Below are 12,363 nucleotides of genomic sequence, written 5' to 3'. Positions count from 1 at the left end.
TCGTTTAGCGAACTTTAATCAATCGCGATAATGGAGATACAGTAATGGCTGAATTTCTCACCCTCCAGGAAGCTGTGAGCCGCCACATCCACGATGGCGACACGGTCTGCATGGAAGGCTTTACCCACCTGATCCCGTTTGCGGCAGGCCATGAAGTCATCCGTCAGGAAAAACGTGACCTGACGCTGGTGCGCATGACGCCGGATCTCATCTACGACCAAATGATCGGCGCCGGCTGTGCCAAAAAGCTGATCTTCTCTTGGGGCGGCAACCCTGGCGTGGGTTCCCTGCATCGTTTGCGTGACGCTGTGGAAAAAGGTTGGCCGAACAAGCTGGAGATTCTCGAACACAGTCACGCAGCCATGGCCTGCGCCTATGAAGCGGGCGCGGCCGGTCTTCCACTGGCGATATTGCGCGGGTATGTGGGCAGCGACCTGCCAAAAGTAAACGACCAGATCAAGTTCATTGAGTGTCCGTTCAGCGGCGAACGCCTAGCGGCCGTGCCCTCAATTCGCCCCGATGTAGCGGTGATCCACGCGCAGCGCGCTGACCGCAAGGGCAACGTGCTGGTTGAGGGGATTATCGGCATTCAGAAAGAGGTAGTGCTGGCGGCAAAGCGCAGCATTGTCACCGTAGAGGAGGTAGTGGACGACCTGAATGCCGGCGTTAATGCCTGCGTACTGCCCTCTTGGGCCATCACGTCGATTGTAGTCGCGCCGCGCGGCGCCAGCCCCTCCTACGCCCTGGGTTATTACGACCGGGACAACGCCTTCTACAAAGAATGGGATGGCATCGCCCGTGACCGGGAGACGTTCCAGGCCTGGCTGAAAGAAAATGTGTTTGAAAAAGGAGCTGCGTAATGAGCGATTTTACCTCTGCGGAAATGATGAGCGTCACCGCCGCTCGAGCGCTGACCAATGATATGACCTGCTTCGTGGGTATCGGTGTGCCCAGCGAGGCTGCCAACCTGGCGCGACTGACTCACGCACCCGATGTCACCCTGATTTACGAATCCGGCACCTTGCAGACCAAGCCTGACGTGCTGCCGCTCTCCATTGGCGACGGTGAGCTGTGTGAATCTGCGTTGACCACTGTTTCGGTACCGGAAATGTTCCGTTACTGGCTACAGGGTGGTCACGTCAGCGTCGGCTTTTTGGGTACCGCTCAGCTTGATCGCTACGCCAATATCAATACCACGCTGATTGGAGATTATCTTGAGCCCCAAGTGCGCCTTCCAGGTGGTGGTGGAGCGCCCGAAATCGGTACCAATGCCCAGGAAGTGTTTATTACGGTCAAACAGTCAAAGCGCACTTTCGTCAAGGACGTGGACTTCATTACCACCGTCGGCTTTGGCCGTGACGGCAAAGCCCGAGATAACGTGCCTAACATAGGACGGGGTCCGACCGTGGTGATTACCGACCTGTGCATTCTCAAGCCCGATCCGGACACCAAAGAACTGGTGGTTACCTCGCTGCACCCTGGTGTGACCCGCGAGCAAGTGATCGATGCCACCGGCTGGGAGATCCGCTTTGCCGAGCAACTGGCTGTCACACCCGCGCCGTCTGCCCGGGAGCTTGAGGTCTTACGTGACCTCAAGGCCCGCACCGACGCCCATCACGCAGCCCAACAGTGAGGCCTACAATGACTGATGTTTTTCTCTGCCATCCAAGGCGCTCCGCTATCGGGCGTTTCGGCGGCGCCCTGGCCAGCGTGCGCCCGGACGATCTGGCCGCGCAGATATTCCGCGCCGTGCTGGAACAAGCACCGGACCTGGCCCCTGCTGCCATCGACGAAGTAATGATGGGCTGCGCCAACCAGGCGGGCGAAGACAATCGCAACGTAGCGCGCATGTCTGCCCTGCTCGCCGGGTTGCCTACCTCGGTGCCTGGCACCACGCTCAATCGCCTGTGTGGCTCGGGTATGGACGCGGTGGGTAGCGCCTTTCGGGCGATTCGCGCCGGCGAAATGGACCTGGTACTGGCCGGTGGCGTGGAGTCCATGTCCCGTGCACCCTATGTCATGGGCAAGGCCGGCGACGCCTTCTCCCGTGGCCAACATATCGAAGACACCACGATCGGCTGGCGCTTTATAAATCCGCTGATGAAAAAGCAATACGGCGTGGATTCCATGCCCGAAACGGCGGAGAACGTAGCTGAGCAATTCAACATATCGCGGGCAGATCAGGATCAATTCGCACTGGCATCCCAGCAGAAAGCCGCCCGGGCACAGCAGGCGGGCATTTTCGCCGAGGAAATCGCGCCGGTAAGCATTCCCCGCCGCAAGCAGGAGCCACAGGTATTCGACACTGACGAGCACCTGCGCAGCACCACCCTTGAAAAGCTGGCTGCACTACCCGCGCCGTTCCGCACTGGCGGCAGCGTGACAGCCGGCAATGCTTCCGGCGTCAATGATGGCGCCGCCGCCATGCTGGTTGCCAGCGCGGCGGCCGTGAAGCGGCACGGGCTTAAACCCATGGCCCGTATTCTGGGTATGGCGACAGCCGGTGTGGAACCGAAAATCATGGGAATCGGTCCCGTGCCGGCGGTGCGCAAGCTGCTCGAAAAACAGGGCATTCGCATTGAAGATGTGGATGTAATAGAGCTGAACGAAGCCTTCGCAGCCCAAGGGCTGGCCGTCTTGCGTGAGCTTGTCATCGCCGACGATGATCCTCGAGTGAACTCGAACGGCGGCGCCATCGCCCTCGGCCACCCGCTGGGGATGTCCGGCGCCCGTCTACTTCTGACTGCGGCCCACCAGTTACAGCGCACGGGCGGCCGGTACGCGTTGTGTACCATGTGCATTGGTGTCGGTCAGGGCATTGCTACACTCATCGAACGCGTTTGAGCTAAGGACATTACATGGCATTTCTAAAACATAAGGGCCGCACAATTTGTTATCGCCTATTGGGCGACAATGACAAACCGCTGCTGATACTGGCTCATGCTTTAGGTATGACGCAGGGGGCGTGGGACGAAGTTATCCCAGGTTTGCTCAGCAAATTTCGCATTCTGACCTGGGACCTGCCCGGGCACGGTGGCAGTGCGGCTTGGCCCGAAGCGTCCGAGCAGATCTCAGCGGAAGATCTGGCGGCAGAAGCGCTGGCGCTGGCGGATTTAGCCGGCGCTAACACTTTTTACTTCGCAGGCACGTCTATCGGGGGCGTCGTTGGTCAGCAATTGCTTGCCTACCACGAGCATCGGTTGACCTCCGCCGTACTTACCAACACCGGCGCGGTGATTGGCACTCGGGATGGGTGGGCGACCCGGTCTGCCGATGTGCTGCAGAAAGGTCTTAACAGCATGTCTGCAGCAATCGTACCGCGCTGGTTTAGTACGGCAAGCTGCCAGCAGCAACCTGCCCTGGTAGAAGGCTGGACGGTGATCATGAGCCGTGGCGATGATCGCAGCTACGCCCTGCTATGCGAGATGCTTGGGACCTGTGATTTCAGCGAAAAGCTGCAACAGCTTCGTACGCCACTACTATTGGTCGGAGGCAGCGACGACGTCGCCACACCACCAGCGTTACTGGAAACCCTGGCGCAGATTAGTGGCGCCGCTGCGCCGATTATTCTCGAGCAGGTCGGCCACGTTCCTTCGGTAGAGTGCCCTGGTGAACTGAGCCAAATATTGATCGACTATATGGTCTGAGCAGCCAGCACAGTCAGGCTTGGTGCTTCCCTAGCCTGACCCACTACTCATACTGCATTACAACTTTCAGAATATGGACAAACCTCTGCATTCTGAGGATAGGCTCAGCCATAGAGATGCATTAGCGTTCAGCAACGATGGAAGTCGTACCACATGGAGAAAGCTATGACCGAAACTCTCACGTCCCATCCGGACCGGGCTTTCACCGGATCGGCCAAAGCATTAGCTTATGGAGCGCTGTTGCTGACAATTCTCAGCTCAACGGCGCAGCTATTTTTCGCTAATGCTGGAATTCAGTTCATTCTCGCGGCCATAACGCTTGGCCTCGCAGCTGTCGCCTTGACATTCTGCGTCAAAATCAAGCCCACCCCCGTTGCCATTTACGAGCAACCGCAGAGGCTCTTGCCGGAGCCGCCAACAGAGCCTGGGCCGGAGTCAGAACTGGACACGGGAAAAAAAGCCCTAACCTTACCTATTCAAGCTTCCCCAGCACCCTTAATCATGAAACACCTGGACGATTTACGCGTTAATGTGGAAGCAGTTCTGGAGGAAATGATCGAGGCTGGCAGGCTGGCCAAGGCTTCAGGTACCAAGGTGGACCACAGCGCCAGTTGTATCTCCGATTCGGAAGCATCTATCCGCGAGCTGTCCGAGTTCATGAACCGTATTGATGACATCTTCATTCAGCTGGGCAATCAGTCCGGTGAAATCAGCAAGATCGTAGGCAACATTCAGGATATAGCCAAGCAGACCAACCTACTGGCGTTAAACGCTTCCATTGAGGCGGCACGCGCGGGGGAGTACGGCCGGGGCTTTGCAGTAGTCGCCGATGAAGTCCGCCATCTAGCAGTGCGTGCGAACGAATCAAGTACCGGCATTGGTGCCATTGCTAAAAATCTCAATACTACTTCAGTTGAGGCTGGTAAAGGCATGTCTCGCATCCGCGAGTCATGTAACCGCTGCCTGGATCAATCCAGCGAAGCCTTGCGGGCGATGACCGATATCAAGACCGGAGCAGTGGCACGCATGGGAGTTGTGCAGGGTATTACCGACCGGCTAAAGGTTCAGCGTGAGCTCACCCAACAGCTACATAGAGACCTCAGCGCAGAGAAGGAATAGAGCGGTAGCCGGGCAAGCCCGGCACGCGACCTAATGACGACCCGTGTGAGCCGCTTTGAGCCTGCGATATAAAGTAGCTCTGCCAATGCCCAAGCGCTTAGCCGCCCGGCTGACATTTCCCTCCTCCAAGGCTAGTGCCTCTTCAATCACCACCCGCTCCACGGTTTTCAAAGTTCCGCCTTCTGCTGCAAGCCGCCCCAGCGCGGCGTCCGCTTGCGCAGCGGTAATTTCTTCCGGCAAGTGACAAAGCTCCAGTGCAACTCCAGGTTCCGCCACCGCGTCAGCATGTGTCAGAGCATAGAGAAGCTCCCGCACATTGCCCGGCCAGCTGTAGCGGAGCAAATGGGTCAAGCACTCTTCCGAAAGTTCGCGCCCCCCCTGTGTTGATCTGGAGCACTGTTGAACTATGAAAGCTTTCAAATCCGAGCGCTCTGAAAGCCGGGGTAAACGCACTATCATGCCTTTGATACGATAGAGCAGATCCTCTCTGAATTCTCCGCACTTGGTCGCATCAGCCAGATTACGATGGGTAGCACAGATCAGCTGGAATCGGACTTTCTTGGGGGTAACACTGCCCAATCGAGTCACCTCGCGGGTTTCCAGCACTCTCAACAATCGAGACTGAAGCGCGAGGGGCATGTCGCCGATTTCGTCCAGAAATAGGGTTCCCCCATCTGCCTGCTCAATCTTGCCGGACGCTCCACCCCTTCTTGCGCCTGTGTAAGCCCCGTCCGAGTGTCCAAAAAGTTCACCTTCGATTAATTCACCGGGAATAGCTGCGCAATTAATGGCAACGAACTTGCCTGCAGCGAATGCGCTGTTGTTATGCAACGAGGTAGCCATCACTTCCTTACCGGTCCCAGTCTCTCCAAGCAGCAATACTGGTAGCCCTTTACTCATGGCGCGGATCGCAACGGCGACCTGGCTATTGATGCCGAGATCACCGAAATCCGTGGAATGTGGCAGATTTCTCGTCAGGCTGTTCTGAGCTGGTCCTTTGACCGCTTTTCGGGAGGCAGCGCCAACCGAACGTAGCGAGAAGGACAGCCCAGAATGCATTCTCGCCATCATTGGCTGGTTACCACGCCGAAAGCCATCAACCAACTCTTCGAACCGCAGGTCGAAAATATCTTGGAAGCCCAAGCTCCAGTCGGTCGAAGCCAGCCCCGTCAACTCTCTCACCCGTGGCGAAAGGCCAAGTACCTGGCCTTCCGGACCAAGAGCTACCAGCAAATCTCCCGGTCTATCGTGATCGCTCGTTTCCCAGCCCAGACAGACCATTAGAAAGGGCGATAACATTCCCATCAACTGACGTTCAACGCGCGCAGAACACTGCTGCACCAACGAAAGAGCGCTGCCAGGCTCAAGCGGATTCCCTCGCGTAATATCAATGGCGCCAAGCACTCGACCCATCGGGTCTACTATCGGAGAGGCTGCGCAGTTGAAGACGTGGTTGGCATGAAGGTAGTGCTCTACTCCCGAGACCAGTACCGGACGACGTTCCGATACGGCACAGGACATGGCCGAAGTACCGATATTAGTCTCGGAAAGATTTACGCCCTGGCGGAACGCCCCGCTGATCAGGGTATGGGCACATTGTTCAGAGCGCCTGGCTGCCAACGCGATGCCGTTCTCATCAGTCAGTAGAACCGAGTAGCCGGCCCCGTTAACAGTTTGGCCCAACTGCTCCAAGGGCTGCGTGGCGGCATCGAGCAGTATTCGATTACTGTCCAGGAGCTCCAATAAACCGACTCTGGTAACAGTATCGAACTCGACCTGCTCACTGACGTTTTTGCTCGCGGCTGAGCAACGCCGCCACGAATCCACGATTGCATCATCTATTAAGCCAGTGGGGATCTGGCCGTGTTCGAAAAACGCTTCTCGTGCTCTGACACGCATGTGATCGGCAGGAATAAGCAGGGGCATTGTATTACCTCTCTCGCAGGACTGATTATAATTTTATGCGACCCTGCGTTTTGGCCATGTCGGCTCTTTTTGTCTTACCTCAGAAACTTTAGCACGTTGGCAGCAACGCTTGCGCAAAAAATCAGCGGCAGCCTAAAGCCGTCTCAGTTTGGGACTCTGTCTCGGAGTTTCCCTGAATGAGACGGGTTAACTTCAGCCATCATTTTTCCTGAAAAATAAAAACCTAATATATTCATAAGCTTGAGAAATATACGGCGCTACACATCGATTGGCACGATCCTAGCTTTGCTCCTCCCGCATTTACAAAAACAACACAAAGCCTGGAGTGCACTAATGCGATCAACCCTGATACCCACTAAGTTCGAACCCCTTGCCAAGTTTTCTGCTCTGCTTTTCGCTGCCAGCCTCTTTTCCAGCACCGCCTATTCCGCCGAAATCGCAACAGATCCCGGTGACTACACGCCCCTGCCAGCCGGAACGAATCTGGCCATTCTTTACGGGCAGTACGCCACCCGCGATACCGTTTACTCCGATGACGATCAAGTGCCGGGGAAGGCTGGTCTGGATACAACCATTGGGCTAGCCCGATTTGTTCATTACATGGACATTGGCGGCGTTATCGTCGATCCGCAGATCATAGTTCCGTTTGGCGAAGTGGAGCTGACTGAAGCTTTCGGCCCACTTCAACCAACCTCTAGCAGTGGCGTGGGAGACCCGATAATTGGCGCAACAGCCTGGTTCTTGAATAACCCAGACGCTCAAGAATGGGCCGGTCTATCAGCTTTCGTCTCTCTGCCTGTCGGTGAGTACGATGGGGATAAAGGGCCGGTGAATATTGGCGAGAATCGTTGGAAAGGGATTTTCCAAGCAGCCTACGTCAAGCACTTGAGTACCAGCGTGGTGATGGACCTCATCGCAGAGTATTCAGTGTACGGAACTAACGACGACTTCCTCGGAATGCGGCGCGAGCAGGAAGACGCTCAGAGCCTGCAAGGCCATCTGCGCTACCTATTACCCAAGCAGAGCCATGTAGCGCTTTCTTACTATCATTCCTTTGGTGGCGAAACCACCGTTGCCGGGGTAGATCAGGACGACCGAGTCAACACCAACCGCTGGCTGGCTACCTATGCCACCTTCATTGATCCGACCATTCAACTTCAACTACAAGCCGGCCAGGACATTAGTGTTAAAAATGGCTTCGAAGAGGATGCTCGCGTGAATCTGCGTATTCTCAAGGTGTTTTGAGACCGTCTCGATCAGCTAATGGATGTTTAGTCCAGACAACAACGCAGGAGAACACTATGAGTCAGATGAGCGATCAAACAAAAGACGCTATTGACCAGATAAACGGTCTGAGCCGCCGCAGCTTTCTCAAAGCTGCCAGTTGCCTTGCGGTAGCGGTAACGGTTGGCAGCGGCCTGTTGGGCGCGACCAATGCTTTCGCCTCCCTCCCTGCAGGCATCAAGGTAATGTCAATCGGTGAGTATCAGGTTATGTATCGCCTGATGGAAGTGGTCCTAGTGACTGAAGGAACTGACTTGGTGCCGACGAGCGACATTGCCGTAATGCAGACACTAGACGCAGCTCTACTGGCCACTATGGCACCCAATATCCTCCAAGGACTCAAAGGAGGCATTGCGTTCTTCAACGATGGCCCAAAAGCGAAGTACGGCAAACCATTCGTAGAACTTTCCAACGCACAGGCGGCGGAATTTTGCGATACATGGGCCGATTCCGATGAAGTCTCCCACCGCGCATTGACGGTAGGCCTAAAAAAGCTGGTGGGGTTAGCCTATTGGGCCAACCCACCCACGTGGGTGCCTCTCGGATATGGAGGCCCAGTGACTGACAAGTGGAATCTGGAATCTCTGGGCAATGCCCCTTTACCGAAAAGCTGATTGGTGGAAATAGATCATGCAAAAAACAATAAAAGTTAAAACAGTGCCTGCCCATGGTTTACAGGTAACTCAAGCTTCGGATGTCACCCAAGACAGCATCGAGCTCAATGTCGATGCGGTGGTGATCGGTTCCGGCGCAGGTGGTGCGATTGCCGCATATGAGCTAGCCAAAGCAGGCAAAAAAGTAGTGGTGCTGGAAGCTGGACCCTACGTACCCTCTGAGAAGTTTACTGAAATGATGGCAGTCTCCATGGACACCCTGTATGCCGACCATGGCGGGCAATCCAACACGGCCGGAGACATCTCTATCCTCCAAGGCGCGTGCGTTGGTGGCTCAACGGTGGTAAACGCGGCATTGTGTTTCCGCACTCCGGACTACTATCTCGAACTGTGGGCCAAAGAGTTCGGGCTAACTAATCTGACTCCCGAGGTTATGCGGCCTTACTTTGAAAAAGTAGAAGCCAATCTAGGCATTGCCCCCAACAAGCCATATGAGACAAGTATCGCCGCCCAATTGCTCAAGGGGGGCATGAAGAAGCTCGACCTACCCGAGGGCAACGCTTCACGCAACATACGTAACTGCGCCATGACCGGCTTCTGCTTTGCGGGTTGCAAATCGGATCGCAAGCAGTCAATGCTGGTGACCTATCTTCCCTGGGCAGTGGCCCACGGCGCCACTATTTACTCCGACACCCGAGCTACGCAAATTCTTGCTGCAAACGGAAAAGCCACAGGGGTGCTGGCAGAGATCATTGATCCGGCAACCAAAGCCGTCAAAAGCAAACTCAAGATAAACGCCCCTATCGTAGTAGGCGCCGCAGGTCCGATCCAGATGCCAATCCTGCTTCAGAAGAGCAAGTTGGCGAACAGCAACGGCCAAGTGGGCAAAAACTTTGCCTGTCATCCGACCATGTCGATCACCGGCATGTTTGAGAAAAATATAGACGCCTTCTACGGCGCGACCCATTCGTTATACATGGATAAGTACACCATGCCCGAGGACGGCGGCTATCTCCTGCTGGACGCCATCCAGGACCCGGTAGAAGCTAGCTTCCAGGCCGACCCGGGCACCGGAAAGCCCTACATGTCATACATGTCGAAATACAGGAATACAGTTCGTCTCATCACCCTGATCCATGATCAGAACGTGGGAGAAGTGAACTGGAAGGACGGGGTCAAGGAGATCAAATACTTCGTTGACGATGCGGATTTCGAGATTATGAAAGCAGGCCTTAAAACCAACGCACGGGTACTGTTCGCCGCCGGCGCGAAGTATTTATATATACCAACCTCGCAAAAACTGACGATCGACAGTGAAGACCAGATTGATGCCGTTATTGACGGTCTCGACAATGAGCCGGCGCGCTATCGCTACACCTCTTTCCATCCTCAAGGGACGTGTCGCATGGGCGCAGACCCTAAAACAACCGTGGTGTCACCCAAGGGTGAAACCCATGAGGTCAAGAATCTTTACATCGTGGATGCAAGTCTGCTGCCCACGTCCATCGGCTATAACCCATCCGAAACCGTATACGCACTAGCCCACTACATCAGTGACCAGATAAATCAGGCTCACGCCTGATAAAGACGAAGAGATCGAGGAGTAAAAATGGATAGGTCAGTAACCCCCGTCTGGGAAAAAAATCTGTTCCTGGGCGCATGGCAACTTGGCGAAGGTGAACAAGTTGCAGTTACAGAGCCAGCAACCGGAGAAGTCATCTCGCACCTGATGACCGCTACTCCAGCCGATGTTGATCGTGCTGCCACTTTCGCACAAGCGACTCAACAGCAGTGGATGAATGTTCCTTTTGATCAGAAAGCCGAGATTCTTCGCAAGGCTGCCGCCCTTTTAAAGGAGCGGGCAGAGGAAATCAACGGATGGAATACCCGGGAGTGTGGCTCAATTGCACCGAAGGCCGCATTTGAGCTGCAGTCGACCTATGAGCAAGCGCAAATGGCGGCTGCTCTACCTATGCAGGCCAACGGCAAGATCTTCCCATCCACAACGCCAGGAAAACGAAATTACTGGACGCGCGTGCCCTTGGGTACAGTCGGCGTGATTGCGCCTTGGAACTTCCCAATCCTTCTGGCCATGCGTTCCGTTTTCCCAGCGTTGGCAATGGGTAACTGCGTGATCCTGAAACCCGATCTTAAAAGTGCCATTTGTGGCGGAGCGTTAATGGCTCAGATACTGGAGGACGCTGGGCTACCAGCAGGTGTCTTTCACGTACTGCCAGGCGGGCCGGAAGTGGGCGAAGCACTGGTCGAACATCCGCTAGTCAAAATGATTTCCTTCACTGGCTCTACTGCAGTGGGCAGAAAAATCGGTGAAACCTGCGGCCGGATGCTGAAGAAGGTTGCACTGGAGCTAGGCGGTAATAACGCGCAGATAGTCCTTGGAGATGCTGATCTCGACATCGCCAGCTCGTGCGGGGCCTGGGGTTCATTCTTGCACCAGGGACAGATCTGTATGCAAACTGGTCGTCACTTGGTGCATCAAGACGTAGCACATGAGTACATTGAGCGGCTTGCCGCTAGGGCTAGAAATCTGGTTTGCGGTGATCCACACCAGGAGCAAGTGCATCTCGGCCCGCTGATCAACGACACCCAGGCTCGCCGTGTCGAGGATCTCATTAATCGCTCTCTCGAAATGGGCGCCAGGCTCGTTGCTGGCGGCAAACGCAACGGCAGCTTCTTTGAAGCTACTGTAATCGCCGATGTGACTCCCGACATGCCCGTATTCGCTGAGGAAGTCTTCGGTCCAGTAGCTCCGGTAATGGTCTTCAATTCGGATGCCGATGCCTGTTCGTTGGTCAACCAGTCCCCGTATGGCTTGGCCGCAGCCATTCACTCAGGTTCGACAGAGCGAGCACTCAAGATCGCAGGGCAGCTAAAAGTCGGCATGATCCATATCAACGATCAAACCGTGAACAACGAGTTCCAAGTTCCTTTTGGCGGCATGGGCAGCTCCGGCAACAGCGGTCGTTTTGGCGGCCCCGCTAATATCGAAGAGTTCACTACCAGTCAATGGGTCAGCGTGATGGCCGAGGGCATTCAATACCCGTTCTGAACACCGACCTGCACAAATCAATCTTGGGTGCCTGTCCTCAGCGGGCGACGTGCACTTACCCAAAAGGCTTCATGCCTTTTGGGTTTTTTTATGCCAACTGCCCTATCTGCGACGATCCGTTCATGTCTATGCAATCACTAGATAATCATGTCCAGGAAGCGGATAGCTTCTTAGTCCCTTGACGCCTCTGATGATCCGGCAATAAAAACAATTAGAGATATTGAAATGAGCAGAATAAGAACGGCAACCATTGCAATACTAGCGCTCAGGCTTATCGTCGGACTAAATATAAGTACACTGGCCGCACAGGTTCGGCAATATGCTAAGACTAGCGATCAACTCCTGCCTTTGCTCTTCCATGGCGACACACACGTAAACGCTGTTCAAGGTGGTAATCACGACAAACTCCCCATTCTCAGCAAAGCCGACGACATACGACGTGTGGAGTAGGTTTCCATCAACGAAGCGCCCCGTTAGCGGATCCGCTTTGACGTGACGATACACCCACCCCACGCAAACGGTTCGCACCACAAAGGGATCTACCAGCAAGCCTGTCACAGGGAGAGAAAAGCGAGTTGCGTATTCCGGCGAACGTGACCGGTCATTCCGGTGATCGTGACCGATTTGCACACGGCCTTCACGCTGGAACGGGTTTTGTACTCTGAGCGGTCACGATGGGTCAATCGATACCGCGTTTTGAGCG

Annotated in this window: 9 protein-coding genes and 1 pseudogene; 9 read left to right on the top strand and 1 reads right to left on the bottom strand. The window is 55.2% G+C overall.

The window, feature by feature from the left end; genetic code table 11:
- Nucleotides 1-44: 44 nt before the first annotated feature.
- The 5 genes and pseudogenes from H4J77_RS14935 to H4J77_RS20405 all read left to right on the top strand — a co-directional run.
- Nucleotides 45-860 (top strand): CoA transferase subunit A, encoded by an 816-nt coding sequence (locus H4J77_RS14935; RefSeq protein ID WP_123890778.1) that lies wholly within the window; start codon nt 45-47, stop codon nt 858-860.
- Nucleotides 860-1,633, top strand: a complete 774-nt coding sequence (locus tag H4J77_RS14930) for a CoA-transferase subunit beta (RefSeq protein WP_123890779.1) — start codon at nt 860-862, stop codon at nt 1,631-1,633. Before H4J77_RS14935 ends, H4J77_RS14930 begins: the two co-directional genes overlap by 1 nt.
- 8 nt (nt 1,634-1,641) lie before the next feature.
- Entirely contained in the window at nt 1,642-2,844 is a 1,203-nt protein-coding gene (gene pcaF, locus H4J77_RS14925; protein WP_123890780.1) for a 3-oxoadipyl-CoA thiolase, read from the top strand.
- A 14-nt stretch (nt 2,845-2,858) separates the two neighbouring features.
- Nucleotides 2,859-3,647, top strand: coding sequence for an alpha/beta fold hydrolase (locus H4J77_RS14920; protein ID WP_123890781.1), 789 nt, complete (start codon nt 2,859-2,861; stop codon nt 3,645-3,647).
- A gap of 729 nt (nt 3,648-4,376) precedes the next feature.
- Nucleotides 4,377-4,766 (top strand): annotated as a pseudogene (locus H4J77_RS20405) (methyl-accepting chemotaxis protein); the annotation flags it as partial.
- Nucleotides 4,767-4,796: 30 nt separating this feature from the next.
- Here the strand turns inward: H4J77_RS20405 and H4J77_RS14910 are convergent.
- Nucleotides 4,797-6,692 carry a sigma-54-dependent Fis family transcriptional regulator gene (locus H4J77_RS14910; protein WP_123890782.1) on the bottom strand — a complete coding sequence of 632 codons (1,896 nt, stop codon included), beginning with the start codon at nt 6,690-6,692 and terminating at the stop codon, nt 4,797-4,799.
- A gap of 333 nt (nt 6,693-7,025) precedes the next feature.
- Here H4J77_RS14910 and H4J77_RS14905 point away from each other — a divergent pair, with 333 nt between their 5' ends.
- The 4 genes from H4J77_RS14905 to H4J77_RS14890 are packed head-to-tail and all read left to right on the top strand — an operon-like array spanning nt 7,026 to nt 11,660.
- A complete protein-coding gene (locus H4J77_RS14905; protein ID WP_123890783.1) occupies nt 7,026-7,937 on the top strand; it encodes a transporter in 912 nt (303 codons plus the stop codon).
- Nucleotides 7,938-7,993: 56 nt separating this feature from the next.
- Complete coding sequence (locus H4J77_RS14900; protein ID WP_123890784.1) at nt 7,994-8,590, top strand: gluconate 2-dehydrogenase subunit 3 family protein; 597 nt, start codon at nt 7,994-7,996, stop codon at nt 8,588-8,590.
- 16 nt (nt 8,591-8,606) lie between these two features.
- Nucleotides 8,607-10,172 carry an FAD-dependent oxidoreductase gene (locus tag H4J77_RS14895; RefSeq protein ID WP_123890785.1) on the top strand — a complete coding sequence of 522 codons (1,566 nt, stop codon included), beginning with the start codon at nt 8,607-8,609 and terminating at the stop codon, nt 10,170-10,172.
- A 27-nt stretch (nt 10,173-10,199) separates the two neighbouring features.
- A complete protein-coding gene (locus tag H4J77_RS14890; RefSeq protein WP_123890786.1) occupies nt 10,200-11,660 on the top strand; it encodes a benzaldehyde dehydrogenase in 1,461 nt (486 codons plus the stop codon).
- The last annotated feature ends 703 nt before the right edge of the window (nt 11,661-12,363 follow it).

This window comes from Pseudomonas sp. 5Ae-yellow (assembly GCF_014077575.1).
Taxonomy (GTDB): Bacteria; Pseudomonadota; Gammaproteobacteria; order Pseudomonadales; family Pseudomonadaceae; genus Halopseudomonas; species Halopseudomonas neustonica.
The sequence above is the reverse complement of the archived record's forward strand: the minus strand, read 5'-3'. Positions and strand labels throughout refer to the sequence as shown.

Coding starts and splice junctions, on each gene's coding strand:
- H4J77_RS14900 (WP_123890784.1), top strand. CDS start 7,994: ATGAGTCAGATGAGCGATCAAACAAAAGACGCTATTGACCAGATAAAC.
- H4J77_RS14920 (WP_123890781.1), top strand. CDS start 2,859: ATGGCATTTCTAAAACATAAGGGCCGCACAATTTGTTATCGCCTATTG.
- H4J77_RS14930 (WP_123890779.1), top strand. CDS start 860: ATGAGCGATTTTACCTCTGCGGAAATGATGAGCGTCACCGCCGCTCGA.
- pcaF (WP_123890780.1), top strand. CDS start 1,642: ATGACTGATGTTTTTCTCTGCCATCCAAGGCGCTCCGCTATCGGGCGT.
- H4J77_RS14935 (WP_123890778.1), top strand. CDS start 45: ATGGCTGAATTTCTCACCCTCCAGGAAGCTGTGAGCCGCCACATCCAC.
- H4J77_RS14905 (WP_123890783.1), top strand. CDS start 7,026: ATGCGATCAACCCTGATACCCACTAAGTTCGAACCCCTTGCCAAGTTT.
- H4J77_RS14890 (WP_123890786.1), top strand. CDS start 10,200: ATGGATAGGTCAGTAACCCCCGTCTGGGAAAAAAATCTGTTCCTGGGC.
- H4J77_RS14895 (WP_123890785.1), top strand. CDS start 8,607: ATGCAAAAAACAATAAAAGTTAAAACAGTGCCTGCCCATGGTTTACAG.
- H4J77_RS14910 (WP_123890782.1), bottom strand. CDS start 6,692: ATGCCCCTGCTTATTCCTGCCGATCACATGCGTGTCAGAGCACGAGAA.